The 15,674-nt window shown below is 69.8% G+C and carries 15 protein-coding genes; 4 read left to right on the top strand and 11 right to left on the bottom strand.

The annotated features are described in order from the left end of the window. Positions 1 to 16 precede the first annotated feature (16 nt). Together JQS43_RS12130 and JQS43_RS12125 are read left to right on the top strand one after the other, a co-directional pair. Positions 17 to 838, top strand: coding sequence for a peptidylprolyl isomerase (locus JQS43_RS12130; protein WP_239679183.1), 822 nt, complete (start codon positions 17 to 19; stop codon positions 836 to 838). An 81-nt stretch (positions 839 to 919) separates the two neighbouring features. After that, positions 920 to 1,273, top strand: a complete 354-nt coding sequence (locus JQS43_RS12125) for a VOC family protein (protein WP_239679182.1) — start codon at positions 920 to 922, stop codon at positions 1,271 to 1,273. A 364-nt stretch (positions 1,274 to 1,637) separates the two neighbouring features. On the opposite strand, the gene JQS43_RS12120 is transcribed toward JQS43_RS12125, so the two are convergent. The 10 genes from JQS43_RS12120 to JQS43_RS12075 form a co-directional block, all read right to left on the bottom strand. Next, positions 1,638 to 4,145: a RelA/SpoT family protein gene (locus JQS43_RS12120; protein WP_275581069.1), complete on the bottom strand. Its 2,508-nt coding sequence runs from the start codon at positions 4,143 to 4,145 to the stop codon at positions 1,638 to 1,640. A 126-nt stretch (positions 4,146 to 4,271) separates the two neighbouring features. Next, on the bottom strand, positions 4,272 to 4,829 hold the full coding sequence (locus JQS43_RS12115; RefSeq protein WP_239679181.1) for an adenine phosphoribosyltransferase: 558 nt from the start codon (positions 4,827 to 4,829) through the stop codon (positions 4,272 to 4,274). After that, positions 4,822 to 6,090: a protein translocase subunit SecF gene (secF, locus tag JQS43_RS12110; protein WP_239679180.1), complete on the bottom strand. Its 1,269-nt coding sequence runs from the start codon at positions 6,088 to 6,090 to the stop codon at positions 4,822 to 4,824. Before secF ends, JQS43_RS12115 begins: the two co-directional genes overlap by 8 nt. Before the next feature lies 1 nt (position 6,091). Further along, positions 6,092 to 8,059 (bottom strand): protein translocase subunit SecD, encoded by a 1,968-nt coding sequence (secD, locus tag JQS43_RS12105; RefSeq protein WP_420847696.1) that lies wholly within the window; start codon positions 8,057 to 8,059, stop codon positions 6,092 to 6,094. 87 nt (positions 8,060 to 8,146) lie between these two features. Beyond that, positions 8,147 to 8,539 (bottom strand): preprotein translocase subunit YajC, encoded by a 393-nt coding sequence (gene yajC / locus JQS43_RS12100; protein WP_239679178.1) that lies wholly within the window; start codon positions 8,537 to 8,539, stop codon positions 8,147 to 8,149. Positions 8,540 to 8,766: 227 nt separating this feature from the next. Next, positions 8,767 to 9,768 carry a Holliday junction branch migration DNA helicase RuvB gene (gene ruvB / locus JQS43_RS12095; RefSeq protein WP_239679400.1) on the bottom strand — a complete coding sequence of 334 codons (1,002 nt, stop codon included), beginning with the start codon at positions 9,766 to 9,768 and terminating at the stop codon, positions 8,767 to 8,769. A gap of 46 nt (positions 9,769 to 9,814) precedes the next feature. After that, positions 9,815 to 10,414, bottom strand: a complete 600-nt coding sequence (gene ruvA, locus JQS43_RS12090; RefSeq protein ID WP_239679177.1) for a Holliday junction branch migration protein RuvA — start codon at positions 10,412 to 10,414, stop codon at positions 9,815 to 9,817. Then, entirely contained in the window at positions 10,411 to 10,932 is a 522-nt protein-coding gene (gene ruvC, locus JQS43_RS12085; RefSeq protein WP_239679176.1) for a crossover junction endodeoxyribonuclease RuvC, read from the bottom strand. The genes ruvA and ruvC overlap by 4 nt, the downstream gene beginning before the upstream one ends. 81 nt (positions 10,933 to 11,013) lie before the next feature. Beyond that, positions 11,014 to 11,613 (bottom strand): TetR/AcrR family transcriptional regulator, encoded by a 600-nt coding sequence (locus JQS43_RS12080; RefSeq protein ID WP_239679175.1) that lies wholly within the window; start codon positions 11,611 to 11,613, stop codon positions 11,014 to 11,016. A 7-nt stretch (positions 11,614 to 11,620) separates the two neighbouring features. Beyond that, positions 11,621 to 13,204: an MFS transporter gene (locus JQS43_RS12075; RefSeq protein WP_239679399.1), complete on the bottom strand. Its 1,584-nt coding sequence runs from the start codon at positions 13,202 to 13,204 to the stop codon at positions 11,621 to 11,623. A 207-nt stretch (positions 13,205 to 13,411) separates the two neighbouring features. Between JQS43_RS12075 and JQS43_RS12070 the strand changes: the two genes are divergently transcribed. Then, a complete protein-coding gene (locus JQS43_RS12070) occupies positions 13,412 to 13,675 on the top strand; it encodes a DUF4190 domain-containing protein (protein ID WP_338037169.1) in 264 nt (87 codons plus the stop codon). A gap of 20 nt (positions 13,676 to 13,695) precedes the next feature. Here the strand turns inward: JQS43_RS12070 and JQS43_RS12065 are convergent, their stop codons facing one another. Further along, positions 13,696 to 14,733 (bottom strand): aminotransferase class V-fold PLP-dependent enzyme, encoded by a 1,038-nt coding sequence (locus JQS43_RS12065; protein WP_239679398.1) that lies wholly within the window; start codon positions 14,731 to 14,733, stop codon positions 13,696 to 13,698. 126 nt (positions 14,734 to 14,859) lie between these two features. Here JQS43_RS12065 and JQS43_RS12060 point away from each other — a divergent pair, with 126 nt between their 5' ends. Further along, a complete protein-coding gene (locus tag JQS43_RS12060; protein WP_239679174.1) occupies positions 14,860 to 15,627 on the top strand; it encodes an SIR2 family NAD-dependent protein deacylase in 768 nt (255 codons plus the stop codon). The last annotated feature ends 47 nt before the right edge of the window (positions 15,628 to 15,674 follow it).

Below are 15,674 nucleotides of genomic sequence, written 5' to 3'. Positions count from 1 at the left end.
CCAAGGAGGAACCCCCGTGACGTCCAGCAGGGAGCGCCAGCAGCGGGCCGCCGCGCGGGCGCGGCTCGCCAAGGAGATGGCCGAGCGGCAAGCCACGGCGAAGAAGCGGCGCCAGTTCAAGATCGCCGGGGGCGCCGCCGGCGCGGTACTGCTGGTGCTCATCGGCACGATCTGGGCGGTCACCGCCCTCGGCAACGACGACCCGCCCGCCTCCGCCGCTGATCCGGGCCCCACCGCGCCGGCGCCGACCGGTGCGCCGCCGGCCCCGGGCGAGTGCGAATGGCTGCCGGAAGACGTCAACGTCAACCCGAACCTGGAAGAGGTCGGTACGCCGGAGGTCGGCGATCCACCGGCCGGACCCGCCACGATGAGCATCACCACCAACCACGGCCCCATCGAGGTCGAGGTGGACGCCGAAGGCGCGCCCTGCACCTACGCGAGCTTCGTGCACCTCGCCGACCAGGAGTTCTACGACGACACCAACTGCCATCGGATGACCACCGAGGGCATCTTCGTGCTGCAGTGCGGCGACCCCAGCGGCACCGGCGCGGGCGGCCCCACCTACAAGTACGCCGAGGAAAACCTCCCGGTCGAGCAGCAGCCCGCCTACCCGGCCGGGACGGTGGCGATGGCTAAGACCCAGGAGCCCGCCAGCACCGGCAGCCAGTTCTTCATCGTCTACGAAGACACCGAACTGCCGCCGGAGTACACGGTGCTCGGCACCGTCACCGAAGGGCTGGAGATCGTCCAGGATGTCGCGGCCGACGGGGTCGAGGACGGCACCAGCGACGGGGCCCCCGCCACCGAGGTGACCATCGAGACGCTGCGAATCGAGTAGCCGCAGCCGGCCGCCGAGCGGAGTCTCCGTTCGGCGGCCGACGAATCTCCAATCTCGACGACGCTTGGCATAATGGGGCCGATGACCGGCCGACGTTTCGAGGTGGCGATAGACGCCAACGACCCCGGGCGACTCCGCCGATTCTGGGCGGTAGCGCTGAACTATCGCGAGCACACCACCGCCGAGGGCGCGGTGGATCTGATAGACCCGGCCCAGCAGGGGCCGATCGTCTGGTTCCAGCAGGTTCCTGAGCGCCGGACGACGGCCAAGAACCGGCTGCACCTGGACATCATGGTCCCCGCCGATGAGCGGGCGGCCCTCACCGAACAGCTCGTGGCCCTCGGCGGCACCGTTGCCGCCACCCATCAGGGCTTCACCGTCATGGCCGACCCCGAGGGTAACGAACTCTGCCTCACCGACAGCGAGCCCCGCTAGCCCCGTAGCGCCCGCTTGGTGGGCTGGGCGGGGATCTTGCATGGGGAAATGTCGGATATTCCATGACGCAAGATCCCCACCCAGCCCACCAAGCCGGAAATGTCCTGGCCGTCCCGCCGGAAATGGGGTCGCAGCGCCAGCGCGTCCAGGAATCGCTACGCCCTTGGCCCCTCTTGGTGGGTTGAGTGGCGATCCACCAGGGTCACAAATAGCGTCATGCCGACAAGTCGGGCGCCACTCAACCCACCAAGCCGGGTCGTTCGGGCGCCACTCAACCCACCAAGCGGGGTCGTCCGGGCGCCCCGGCCCACCAAGTCGAGCCGGCTGCGGGGGCGGAGAGTGTCGTGCGCGGGTCCTGGAACGACTAGGACGTGACGCGGTAGGCGTCGTAGACGCCGTCGACCTTCTTCACCCCGGCGAGCAGGTGGCCCAGATGCTTCGGGTCGGCCATCTCGAAGGTGAAGCGGCTGATCGCGACCCGGTCACGGGTGGTGGCCACGGTCGCCGACAGGATGTTTACCCGCTCGTCGGAGAGCGCCTGGGTCACGTCGGCGAGCAGCTTGTGCCGATCGAGCGCCTCCACCTGGATCGCCGCGAGGAACATCGAGGCGCTCGTAGGCTTCCAGCTCACCTCGACGATCCGGTCCGCCTGCAGTTTCAACTCCTCCGAGTTGGTGCAGTCGTCCCGGTGCACGCTCACACCGCCGGTGCGGGTGACGAAGCCGAAGACGATGTCACCGGGCATCGGGGTGCAGCACCGGGCGAGCTTGATCCAGACGTCGGAGACTCCCGCGACCTCGACCCCGGGGTCGTGCCCGCCGCGGCTCCGCGGCGGCTGGGTCGGGACGTGGGTCTCCGCGATGTCCTCGACCGCGCCCTCTTCGCCGCCGTACCCGGCGACCAGCCGCTGCACCACCGCCTGAGCAGAGAGCTGGTTCTCCCCCACTGCGGCGTAGAGGGCTGTGACGTCCTGCAGGCTGCGCTCGCGGGCGATGGTCAACAGCGCCTCGGAGGTGAGCAGCCGCTGCAGTGGCAGCCCTTGCTTACGCATGCTCTTGGCGATCGCCGCCTTGCCGGCCTCGATCGCCTCCTCCCGGCGCTCCTTGTTGAAGTACTGCCGGATCTTAGTCTTGGCGCGCGGGCTCTTGACGAAGCCCATCCAGTCCCGGCTGGGGCCGGCGGTCTCCGACTTGGAGGTGAAGATCTCGATCACGTCACCGTTGGAGAGGTTCGACTCCAGCGGCACCAGCTTCTGGTTGACCCGCGCCCCGATGCACCGGTGCCCGACCTCGGTGTGCACCGCGTAGGCGAAGTCGACCGGGGTGGAGCCGGCCGGCAACGGGATGACCTCGCCCTTCGGGGTGAAGACGAAGACCTCCTGGCTGGACAGGTCGTAGCGCAGCGCGTCCAGGAACTCGCTGGCGTCGGCGGCCTCCCGCTGCCAGTCGAGCAGTTGCCGCAGCCAGGTCATGTCGTCGATGTGCGCCGGTGGCCCCACCACCACCCGCTTGACTTCTTTGTATTTCCAGTGGGCGGCGATGCCGAACTCGGCGGTGCGGTGCATCGCCTCGGTTCGGATCTGCATCTCCACCGGGCGCCCGGTGGGTCCGATGACCGTGGTGTGGAGGGATTGGTACATGTTGAACTTCGGCATCGCGATGTAATCCTTGAACCGGCCCGGCACCGGCTGCCAGTTCGCGTGGATCACCCCAAGCGCCGCATAACAGTCCCGCACGGTGTCGACCAGGATCCGTACCCCGACCAGGTCGTAGATGTCGCTGAAGTCCCGGCCCTGCACGATCATCTTCTGGTAGATCGAATACAGGTGCTTCGGCCGACCGGTCACCTCCGCCTTGATCTTGGCGCCCTTGAGGTCGACCTGGATCTTCTTGGTGACCTGCCGCAGCATCGAGTCGCGCTGCGGCTGGTGTTCGGCGATCAGCCGGTTGATCTCCTCGAACCGCTTCGGAAACAGGGTGCCGAACGCCAGGTCTTCCAGCTCCCACTTAAGCGTGTTCAGCCCGAGCCGGTGGGCCAGCGGGGCGAGGATCTCGAGCACCTCTTTGGCCTTCTGCTCCTGCTTGGGTCGGGGCAGGAAGGTCAACGTGCGCATGTTGTGGAGCCGGTCGGCGAGTTTGATCACCAGCACCCGGGGGTCCTTGGCCATCGCCACCACCATTTTGCGGATGGTCTCGGCCTTGGCCGCGTCGCCCAGCTTCACCGCGTCGAGCTTGGTGACCCCGTCGACCAGCAGCGCCACCTCTTCGCCGAAGTCGTGGCGCATCTGATCCAGGCCGTAGGCGGTGTCCTCGATCGTGTCGTGGAGCAGCGCCGCCGCCAACGTGGTGGTGTCCATGCCGATGCCGGCGAGGATCCACGACACCGCCAGCGGGTGGGTGATGTAGGGGTCTCCGGACTTGCGGTGCTGCCCGCTGTGCCAGCGGGAGGCCACGTCGAACGCGCGCTGCAACAGCTGCACGTCGGCCTTGGGGTGGCTCTTTTTGTGCTCGGCCACCAGCGGCTCGAGCACCTCGCTGAGCTGGGCGCTCTGCCACGGGGTGTTGAACCTCGCAAGTCGGGCCCGCACCCGCCGGCCGGTGGGTGCGGTGGCGAACCCGAACGACGACGGGTGGGTCGGCGCTCCGGGCAGCACCGGGGGGACCTCATCTGGGGCCACCGGGCGCTCTGGCGGCGGCGAGACCGGGGCGGACTGGTCGACGCTCAGATCGGCGGCAGCAGCGGAATCGGCGGCAGCGGAGTCGGAGTCGGCGGCGGCAGGACGCGCGGCGTCTGCCCCGCCACCCTGCTGGTCGGCGGATTCGGTCGAGCGTGCCGGGGTGGTAGTGCCACCCGGTGCGACGTCGTGGGACACCAGGCCGCTCCTCGCAGTGTCGGCTCTGCCTAGGTGCAGCCAATGCTACCTGCACCGTCGAACCGGCATCGCCGGTAACCACCGGCGAAGCACATTCGGGCCCGAGCGTCCCGGTCGACCGGCGGTCTAAACGGTCAGCAGGGCATGCACCGGGTAGCCGTCGACCTTTGCCCTGCCGGCCAGGAAACCCAGCTCCAGCAGGACGGTGAGGCCGCTGACCGCACCGCCCGCCTGCTCGACCAGATCGAGCGTGGCGCGGGCGGTGCCGCCGGTGGCGAGCACGTCGTCGACGACGAGCACCCGCTGACCCGGCAGGAAGGCGTCCCGGTGCACCTCAAGGGTGGCTTCGCCGTACTCCAGGGAGTAGCTGGCGGCGAACGTCGCCCGGGGAAGCTTGCCAGCCTTGCGCACCGCGACCACCCCCACCTCGGCGGCGTAGGCGACCGCCGCGGCGAGGACGAACCCGCGGGCCTCGATGCCGGCGACCACCTCGAAGCCGGTCGCCCGCTGCTCGGTGACGATGGCGTCGACCACCGCGCGGAACCCGGCCGGGTCCGCGAGCAGCGGGCTGATGTCCTTGAACACCACGCCAGGCTGAGGAAAGTCCGGCACGTCGACGATCCGGCTCGCGACCAGTTTTGCGACGTGCTCCCGGTCGGTCACCGCACCCGATTCCTCAGCCACGCTTGCCTCCGCCGCCGCTCGTACTGGAGCCCCCGGGGCCACGACGGCGGCCACCCTTCTTGTGCGTGGGGCGGGCACCGACCTTCGGGGCTGCGCCAGCAAGCTCCACCAGCGACGGGTCCACCGTGATCGCCTCGGACGGGCTCGGCCCTGACTGGTCCTCACCGGACTGCCGGGACTGCTTCTGCGCCTCGCGAGTGGCCAGGGCCTCCCGCTTGGCCAGCACCCGGCGGGTGTGCTCGCGGTACTTCTTCTGCCGGGTCTTGAGCTCCACCAGCAGCGGCGCGGAGATGAACAGCGAGGTGTAGAAGGAGACCAGCATCCCGACGAAGAGCACCAGACCGAGGTCCTTCAGCGTACCGGCCCCCAGCAGCCCGGCGCCGATGAAGAGCAGCCCGCCCACCGGCAGCAACGCCACGATCGAGGTGTTGATGGAGCGGATGACGACCTGGTTGATCGCCAGGTTGGCGGCCTCGCCGTAGGTCTCGGTATTACTTGAGGTGATGTTCTTGGTGTTCTCATTGACTCGGTCGAAGGCTACGACGGTGTCATAAAGCCCGAAGCCGAGAATGGTCAGGAAGCCGATCACCGTCGCCGGTGTCACCTCGAACCCGACCAGTGAGTAGACCCCGGCGGTAACCACCAGGTCGATCACCACACCGACCACGCAGGCCAGCGCGATCAACGGCTCAAACCGGACGATCAGGTAGACGACCACCAGGGCGAGGAAGACCGAGAGTGCGATCAACGCCTGCCGGGTGATCTGGCCACCCCAGGCGGCGCTGACCCGGTCGTCGCTGATCTCGGCCGGGGCGATGCCGAACTGCGCCGCGACGTCACCGCGGATCGTTTCGGTCTCGGCGGAGTCGAGTTCGAGCGTCCGGATCATGTACTGCGGGTCGCCGCCGCCGACCTCTTGGCCGGAGACCACGGTGGCGCCGGCGCTCTCCACCGCCGCCTCGGCCTCGGCGAGAGTGCCGACCGACGCCGGGACCTGGAACGCGTTGCCACCGGCGAACTCGATGCCGAAGTCGAACCCTCGGACCGCCATGCTGGCGATGGAGACCAACACCAGCGCCGCCGCGATCACGAACAGCTTCCGCCGCCACTCGTCGACCTTGATGCCGGCCTGGCCCAGGTAGAGCTTGGCCGCCCAGGACTGCCGCTTCTCAGCGCCGACCACCGTGGTGCTGGCCAGCCGCGGGGCCGGTGCTGGCGCCGGCTCCCGCTCCGGGGAGGTCGGGTTCTCGTCGCTGCTCATCTCAGGCCTCCGCCGCTCTCGCCCGGGCCCGTATCCGGGCTTCCTGCTCCCGATCCAACTCCAGCGCCTTGCCCAGCCCGCTCATCTTGGGCGACATGAACGCCCGGGTCCGCGCGAGCAAGGTCATGATCGGGTGCCGGAAGGTAAACACGATCAAAAGGTCCAGCACCGTCGCCAACCCGAGCGCGAAAGCGAACCCTTTCACCTGCCCAGCGGAGAGCAGGTAGAGCACCACCGCCGCCAGCAGCGTCACTGTGTTGGCGGTAATGATCGTCCGGCGGGCCCGCACCCAGGCACGGGGAACCGCGCTACGGGGTGTTCGACCCTCCCGGATCTCGTCTTTAAGCCGTTCGAAGTAGATGACGAACGAGTCGGCGGCGATACCGACGGCCACGATGAATCCGGAGATCCCGGCCAGCGTCAGGGTGTAGCCGATGCCCCGGCCCAGCACCACCAGCGCCGCGTAGGTCAACAGCGACGACGCGACCAGACTGCCGAGGATCACCGCCCCCAGTAGCCGGTAGTAGAAGAAGACGTAGACCAGCATCAGCGACGCGCCGATCGCAGCCGCGAGCAGACCGGCCCGGAGATATTCCACCCCGAGCGTCGCGGTGATGGTCTGCTCCTCCTGTGGTTCGAAGGTCAGCGGCAGCGCACCGAACCGCAGCTGGCTGGCGAGCAGCTGCGCGTCCGCTGCGGAGAAATCTCCGGTGATCCGGGCGTCGGAGGTGATGACCTGCTGAATCTGCGGCGCCGAGACGTTCTGGTTGTCCAGCACCGTGGCGACCAGACAGTTGCCCAGCTCACCGGTCTCCTGACACTGGATCGGCGCGGTCGCAGCCGCCTCGGCATCGGGATCATCGCCGACCTGATACCGGTTGTTCTGCTCGATCGCCTGCTCGCTGGTGTCGAACGACCACTGCCCGGTCTCCGGGTCCGCGTCGATGTAGCTCTCCACCGCCGACGGGTCGAACGGCACCGCCGCGTCGTTCTGCACCGCCTCCCGGGTCAGGTCCGTCCACCTCGGTTGGCCCTCGCCGGTGAACGAGAGGCTCACCTCCCACCGGTTGCTGCCGGCCGGCAGGCTCGCGTTGGCGTTGTCCACGTCGGTGCCGAGCACGGTGGAGGCGTCGAGGAGATACTTGAAGACCCCGTCGGTGTCGCAGCTGGTTACGATCTCGGCAGGGTCCTGGATCGAGCCGGCCGGGCGGGCATTCAGCTGCTCGCAAGTGATCGTCGGCAGATAAAACTGCAACAGGCTCGGCAGGACCGCCACCTCGGGCCCGGTCAGGTCGGCGAACGGCCGGACCGCCTCCAGCAGCTCCTCCGGGTCCTGATCCTGCGCCTCCGGGTCCAGGATCGCCAGCGCGGCGGCCATCGCCTCGTCGTCGATCTTCTCCTCGACCGCCTGGCGACGCTCGGCCACCGTCGGGATCTCGCCCGGCGGTGTCGCCGGCGGCTCGGTCGGGTCGGCTTGACCGCCCTGGCCCCCGCCTTCGTTGTCGGCCTCCGGCTCCTGGGTGGCCTCCGGTTCCCCGGTCACGTCCGGGGCGGGCGTCCCCTCCGGGGCGTCCGGGTCCGGGGTCGCGTCCGGGTCGGGCAGCTCCTCCAGCTGGTCCAGGTCGATCTCGTCCGGCGAGCCGAACGACGCCACCCGATCGATCACCTTCCGGAACCGCAGCTCGGCGGGGTCACCCACCTGCCGTAGCGCGTTCTCCGGCTCGCCGGCGACCGAGACCACGATCCGGTCGTCGCCCTCGACGATCACCTCGGCCTCTTCGACTCCGAGCGAGTTGACCCGGCTCTCGATAATCTCGCGAGCCCGCTCCATGGCGTCCTCGGACGGCTCCTGGCCGGTCTCGGTGACCGCCAACAACGTGACCCGGGTACCCCCCACCAGGTCCATGCCCAGCCGCGGCGTGATTCGCTCCGTGAAGCTCATGCCGGCGGTGCCGGAGAAGAACATCATCCCGAACAGAAAAACCGAGATGAGCCCGAGGACGATGAGTTGCCGTCCCGGGCGTCCCGCTGATGGTGGGGTCTGGGCCACTCGTGATCAGTCCTTGCTGTCGCGGCGCTCAGTCGCCGGGTCGGAGACGTCAGAGGTGTCGGTGCTGGCTTCGGCGCCGTCCTCGGCGTCGGCCTCGCCCGCAGCCGACGAGACGACCTCTACCACCGCACCACGGGCATAACGGCTGTAGACGCCCTCGGAAGTCTCCAAGATGACGGACTTCTCATCCAGCTCCGCGACTGTACCGTACAGACCGCCGCTCGTCATCACTTCGTCACCCACGGCGAGCCGGTTCTGCAGCGAGTCCATCGCCTGCTTGCGGCGCCGGTTCGGGCGGATCAGCAGGAAATAGAAGATGGCGAACAGCCCGGCCATCATCAGCAGTGGGAATAGCAGCCCACCCTCCGCGGCTTCTTCTTGCGCCAGAAACACGTCCACGACCTTCCGGTTGGCCCGCGCGCCGCTCCAGCACGCGCAGGCAGCGTTGTCACCCCGCTCCGGCCCTGCCCGAATCGGGGTCGCGGCGAGTCTAGTCGGTGCCGCGGAGGGCGCATAATGCGGCACCGGTCACACCCGAGGGTCAACAGAGCGGGAAGCGCCCGCATGCCTGCCCCACCGACGTTGCTGTCCTGGGCCGGAACGGCGCCGAGTCGATGACGCCCGAGTCAAAAGATAGCACTCGGCGGGGTCCGCCCCAGGTGTTGCCAAGCGGCTTCGGTCGCCACCCGACCTCGGGCGGTCCGGGCCAACAGCCCGGCGCGCAGCAGGTACGGCTCGCAGACCTCCTCGACCGTGTCGGGCTGTTCGCCGACCGCCACCGCCAACGTCGAGAGCCCTACCGGCCCTCCCCCGAACGAAACCACCAACGCGGTCAGCACCGCCCGGTCGAGCCGGTCCAGGCCGCGCTCGTCCACGTCGTAGACGTCCAGCGCGGCGCGCGCCACCTCCCGGGTGACCACCCCGTCGGCGCGTACCTCGGCGTAGTCGCGGACCCGCCGCAGCAGCCGGTTCGCCACCCGTGGGGTCCCGCGGGAGCGGCCGGCGATCTCCTCAAGACCCTCCTGATCGGCGGAGATTTGTAGGATCTTCGCCGACCGCAGCAGCAGCTCCCGCAGCTCCGCCGGGTGGTAGAAGTCCAGCTGACCGACGAAGCCGAACCGGTCGCGCATCGGCCCGGTCAGCAGCCCCGCCCGGGTCGTCGCCCCCACCAGGGTGAACGGCTCCACCTCCAGCGGCACGGCGGTGGCGCCCGGCCCTTTGCCGACCACCACGTCCACCCGAAAATCCTCCATCGCGCTGTAGAGCAGCTCCTCGGCCGGCCGCGCGATCCGGTGAATCTCGTCGATGAATAGCACGTCGCCGGCGGTGAGGCTGGTCAGCACGGCGGCCAGATCACCGGAGCGCTCGATCGCCGGGCCGCTGGTCACCCGCAGCCCGCCACCGAGCTCCGCCGCGACGATCATGGAAAGGGTGGTCTTACCCAGCCCCGGGGAGCCGCACAACAAGATGTGGTCCGGCGGCGCCCCCCGGCGCAACGCGGAGGTGAGCAGCAGCTGCAGCTGTTCGCGAACCCGGTGCTGGGCGACGAACTCGGCCAGCCGGCGGGGTCGGACGCTCGCCTCGGCGTCCTGCTCCCCCGCCTCGGCGTGCGGTGATACCAGCGCCACCGACTCGTCCGGATCGGCGAACTCGGTCACGGTGCCTCAACCCCACTCACGGCATCTTGCCCAGCAGCCGGATGGCCTGGCGAAGTAGCTCGGGCACCGGCGGGACCTCCGCCCCCAGCTGCTCGGCCACCTGCTTGACCGCCTGGTCGGCCTGGCCGGAACTCCACCCGAGGCCGATCAGGCCGGTCCGTACCTGGTCGCGCCACGCCGCCGGGGCGGCGGCCGGCGCCGGCCCGTCCACCGGCTGCGGGCCCACCTTGTCACGCAGCTCCAGGACCAGCCGTTCGGCGCCCTTGCGACCGATCCCGGGCACCTGGGTGAGCACCCCCACCTCGCCGTTGCCGATCGCCTTACGCACCACATCGGGACGGTGGACCGCCAGCACCGCCAGCGCCAGCCGCGGCCCCACCCCGCTGGCGGTCTGCAGCAACTCGAACAGCTCGCGGGCGTCCCGGTCGGCGAACCCGTACAGGGTCAGTGACTCTTCCCGAACCACCAGGCTGGTGGCGAGTTCGGCGTCGGTGCCGGGGGTCAGCTCCGCCGCCGTGGCCGGCGAGCAGTGCACCCGCAGCCCCACCCCGCCGACCTCGACCACGGCGCCGTCGCCGGTCACCTCGGTGACCCGCCCCCGCACACTGGCGATCATGCTGCTCCTCCGCTCTTCGCCGCGGCAGCGGCGAACTTCGCCCGGGTGCCACCGCGCCACACGTGACAGATCGCCAGCGCCAACGCGTCGGCCGCGTCGGCCGGTCGGGGCGCTTCGGTCAGCCGCAGCAACCGGGTGACCATCGCCGTTACCTGCGCCTTGCCGGCCTGGCCGGAGCCGGTCACCGCCGCCTTCACCTCGCTCGGGGTGTAGAGCTCGACCGGGATGCCGGCCCGCGCCGCGGCCAGCACCGCGACCGCGCCGGCCTGCGCGGTGCCCATCACCGTCCGCACGTTGTGCTGGCTGAACACCCGCTCGACCGCGACGCCGTCCGGCCGGTGCGTGGCGAGCAGCTCACCGAGCCGCTCGTCCAGCCGGAGCAACCGCGCCGGCAGTTCGGCTGCGGGGTCGGTGGTCACCGCCTCGTAGGAGATCAGCTGGCAGGGGCGCCCCGGGGACCCCTCCACCACACCGATCCCGCACCGGGTCAGCCCGGGATCCACACCCAGCACCCGCACCACTGACCTCCTCGACCCCTAACGCACGTATGTACGAGGCTACGCGGCCCGGTCACACCGGCAACAGGCGACACTCCCGGCTCAGTGGGCCAGCCCGGCGAGTAGCGTATCGACCACTCGGGCCGGCAGCGACTCGTCGTCGAGACCGGGGTGCCAGCGGAGCATCCGCTGGATTAGCACCGGGGCCGTCAACGCCGCCACCGCCACCTCGACGTCGAGGTCGGCGCGGAGCTCCCCGGAGCTGATCCCCTGCCGCAGCACCTGCCGCATCACCTCTCGGCGCGGCTCCACCAGGCCCTGGTAGAGCCGGTACCGCTCGGGGCTGCGCTGCACCTCCGGCACCAGGCAGGACATGATCTGCGCGGTGCGTTCGTCGGGCTTCTTCGGGCCGACGCTCAGCAGCCGGATCAGATCCTCCCGGACCGATTCGCCGAGCGGCTCGGGCGGCGGCCCTTTCAGGCTGGCGATCGCGTCGACCAGCAGCGCCTCTTTGCCGGACCAGCGCCGGTAGATGGTCGCCTTGCCCACCCCCGCCCGGGCCGCGATCGCCTCGATCGACAGCGTCTCGACGCTGCCGCCCTCGGCGAGCAGCCCGAGCACCGCCTCGATGATCGCCTCATCGACGTGGGCGCTGCGGGGGCGGCCGGGTGCGCGGCCACCGGTGTCAACTCCGGCTGTCATGGCGCGTCTACTCTACGGAATCCCGGTTGCCGCTGCCGGCCGTCGCCAGTGCGGAGTCTCGGCGCGGCTCGGGGACAGAGCCGGGCCGCTCCCGGCCCGGTAGCCATCTGAGCACCACCAGGACCGAGATCACCGCGACCACCGCGGACACGGTCGCCGCCGTGTGCATGGCGGTGACGAACGCTTCGTTGGCCGGCGCCACGAGTTCGGTGAGCCCTTCCCGTTCGATCACCGCGTACGCGCCGGAGATCGACTCGCCGGCCTCGCCGCGGACCTCCTCGGGCACGGTCGCCAGGGTCGGCTCGATCAGCCGCCGGTAGACCGCCATCACCACCGCCCCGAGTACCGCGACACCGAGCGCGCCGCCCACCTGCCGGACGGTGTTGGTCACCGCGGAGCCGACGCCGGCCCGCTCCCGGGGCAGCGTCGACAGGATCGACTCGGTCGCTGGCGGCATCACGTTCGCCATGCCGATCCCTTGGACGAAGAAGAGCACACAGACCACCCAGATCGGGGTCTGTTCCCCGATGAAGACCCAGCCCAACAGCGCACCAGCGGTCAACGACAGCCCGACGGCGCAGACCGCCTTGGCGCCGAACCGCTTGACCATGGTGGCGCTCAGCGGTGCAAAGATCAGCTGCGCCACCGCGAACGGCATCAGCAGCAGCCCGGCCTGCAATGGACTGTAGTCGCGCACCAACTGCAAGAAGAAGATTACGAAGAAGAGCACGCCGAAGGCGGCGAAGAAGATCAGCGCGACCACTCCGGCGGCGGTGGAGAATCGCGGGTTGCGGAACAGCCGAATATCCAGCGAGGGGTAGCTGATCCGGCGCTCCCAGAGCACGAAGATGGTCAGCAGCGCCACGCCGCCACCGATCGTCAGCCAGGCCATCGGCCGGCCGAAGCCGTGCTCCCCGCCGTCGATGATGCCGTAGACCAGCGCGACCAGCCCGGCGATCGACAGCAACACCCCGACCACGTCCAGCCGGCTCGGGTTCGGGTCACGCGACTCGGGCACCAGCGACAGGATCAGCACTAACCCCAGCACCACGACCGGCGCGTTGACCAGGAAGATCGAACCCCACCAGAAGTGCTCCAGCAGCAGGCCGCCGGTGACCGGCCCGATCGCCACCCCGATCCCGACCGCGCCGGCCCACACCCCGATGGCGCGGCCGCGCTCCCGCGGGTCGAAGACGGTGGAGATGATCGACAGCGTCGCCGGCATGATCGCCGCGCCGCCGATGCCCATCAGCGCCCGGGCGGCGATCAGCTGGCCGGGATCCTGCGCGTACGCGGAGGCTACCGACGCGATCCCGAAGATCACCAGACCGATCACCAGGAACAGTCGTCGCCCGTACCGGTCGGCGACCACGCCGAACATGAACAGCAGCCCGGCGAAGACCAGGGTGTACGAGTTGAGCGCCCACTCCAGCTCCACCTGCGTCGCCCCGAGCCCCTGCACCGGGTCGGCGATCACCTTGAGCGCCACGTTCAGGATCGTGTGGTCTAGCACCACTACCAGCAGACAGACGACGAGCACGCCCAGGATGAGCCACCGCTGCGGGTGGCCGGTGTTGGGCTCCTCGTCGATCTGCGGGGTACCCGTCACCGTCGTCACGGCGGCTACGCTACGCCGGCGATTTCCGAAACGGAACAGTCTCGTATTGATATGTGGTCGGCCTCACGGCTACCGACTCGAACGGACCCGACGAATGTCGCGGCACGCCGCATCACTAACCCGGATATAGGGTATGAGTCGGTAAACCCGGACCGCGCTGCCCACCACGAAGGGGGTCACGTGCAAGAGCCGACTCCGGCGGGCCCAGGCTCGCCCAACAACACACTCGGCGTACTAGCGCTAGTGCTAGGCATCGCCTCGCTGCCGCTGGTGCTCTGCTTCGGCATCGGCCTCGTCAGCGGTATCGCCGCCGTGATCCTGGGCGGGCTCGGCATCTACCGGGTCAACCAGGGGCAGGCGACCAACCGGGGTCAGGCGATGGCCGGGCTGGTCTGCGGTGCGATCGCGGTGCTCGCGGTCATCGTCATCATCGTCGTCAACTAACCCCGGCGGCGCGACCAGCCTCAGCCGGCCAGGGCGGTGAGCGCCAGTTCGACGTCGGCGTCGGCGCTGTAGATGTGGAACGACGCCCGGACCCGACCCGCCCGCACCGCCGCGCGTACCCCCGCCCGGGCCAGCTTCTCCTCCGCGCCGGGCACGTCGACGGTGACGATCGCGCTGCGTCCCGGTGGCCGCCCAAGCCCGGCCAGGAACCGGTTCGCCAGCGCCACATTGTGGTCGTGGATCGCCGCGACGCCCAACTGCTCCACGACCGCCAGCGCCGGGTCGGTGCCGACCCACGCGAACCACGCCGGGGAGAGGTCGAAGGCTCGGGCGTCGTCAGCCAGCCGCAGCGGCGGACCATAGTAGGACGAGTGCACATCTCGCCCGGCGAACCAGTTCGCGGCCGAGGGCACCAGCCGTTCCCGCAGCTCCGGCCGTAGATAGCCGAAGGCCGATCCGCGGGGGGCCATGAGCCACTTGTACGCCCCCACCACCAGTACGTCGGCGAGCCCAGCGTCGACCGGCAACCATCCGACCGCCTGGGTGGCGTCGACCACCACCAGCGCTTCATGCGCCCGGGCGGCCGCGACTATCTCTGTGTAGTCGGCCACGCTCCCGTCCGCCGACTGCACCAGGCTGAACGCGACCAGGTCGATCTCGGCGTCGATGTGCTTGGCGAGCTGCTCCGCCGGCACCGTGGTCACACTTACCCCGCGCTGCCCCTGGACCAACCAGGGAAACAGGTTGGAGGTGAACTCGTTCTCCGGCGCGAGCACCCGGGCCCGCTCGGGCAACGCCGCCGCTACCGGTGCCAGCAGCTGCGACACCGTGGCGCCGACCGTGACGTCGGCGGCCGGTACCCCGACCAGTCGGGCGAACCGCTCCCGGCTTCGCTCGGTCGCCTCGCCCCACCCCTCCCAGGAGGTACGCCCACCCCGCCAGTCCGCCAGCGCCGCCTGCAACGCGTCCCAGGCCGGCCGCGGCGGCAGCCCGTAGCTGGCCGTATTGAGCCAGCCTGGCTCGGCGTCCCACAACTCCCCCGCCACTGACAGCTCCACGAAACCCATCCCCTTGCACCCGCCGATCATGAGCTACCCAACAGACACACCGAGCGTGTCTGTTTACCAGCTCATGATCGGCGGGTGGGGTGGGGGCGTCAAACACGACGGGCTACCGTCGCAGGCATGAGCCTGGTATCCACCGCCGAGGCCAGCACCGCCGACTGGCTCCGGCAGGCCGAACGGGTGACCGTGTTGACCGGCGCGGGCGTCTCCACCGACTCCGGCATTCCCGACTTCCGCGGCCCGCAGGGGGTGTGGACCAAGGACCCGGCGGCGCAGACCCTGTTCAGCCTCGACAGCTACCTCGCCGATCCGGACGTCCGCCGCCGCGCCTGGCAGGCGCGGCTGGCGCACCCGGTGTGGCACGCCTCCCCGAACCCGGGGCACGAGTCACTGGCCAGCCTGGAGCACAGCGGCCGGCTCCGGGCGCTGGTCACCCAGAACATCGACGGGCTGCATCAGGCCGCGGGCAGCTCACCGGAGCGGGTGATCGAGATCCACGGCACGGTGCACTGGGTTAAATGTCTAACTTGCGAGCAACGCACCCCTATGCCAGAAGTGCTCGCCCTAGTCGAAGCCGGCCAGCCCGACCCGGCATGTCCGGATTGCGGCGGGATCCAGAAGTCCGCCACGATCTCGTTCGGCGAGACCCTGGAGCGCGACGTGCTCAACGCCGCGGTCGCCGCCGCTCGAGACTGCGACCTCTTCCTCGCCGTCGGCACCTCGCTCTCGGTGCATCCGGCGGCCGGGCTGTGCGAGTACGCGCTGGTCGCTGGCGCCCGGCTGGTGATCATCAACGCCGCCCCGACCCCGTACGACGGGGCCGCCGACGCGCTGCTCCGGGACCCAATCGGTGAGGTGCTACCCCGGCTGGTCGCCGCAGCTACCTGAGTTGGCCCGGCCAGTCCGGACGCCGCCGTTTCACTCCGGTCTTCCCT

It is taken from the genome of Natronosporangium hydrolyticum (genome assembly GCF_016925615.1).
GTDB lineage: Bacteria > Actinomycetota > Actinomycetes > Mycobacteriales > Micromonosporaceae > Natronosporangium > Natronosporangium hydrolyticum.
The sequence above is the reverse complement of the archived record's forward strand: the minus strand, read 5'-3'. Positions and strand labels throughout refer to the sequence as shown.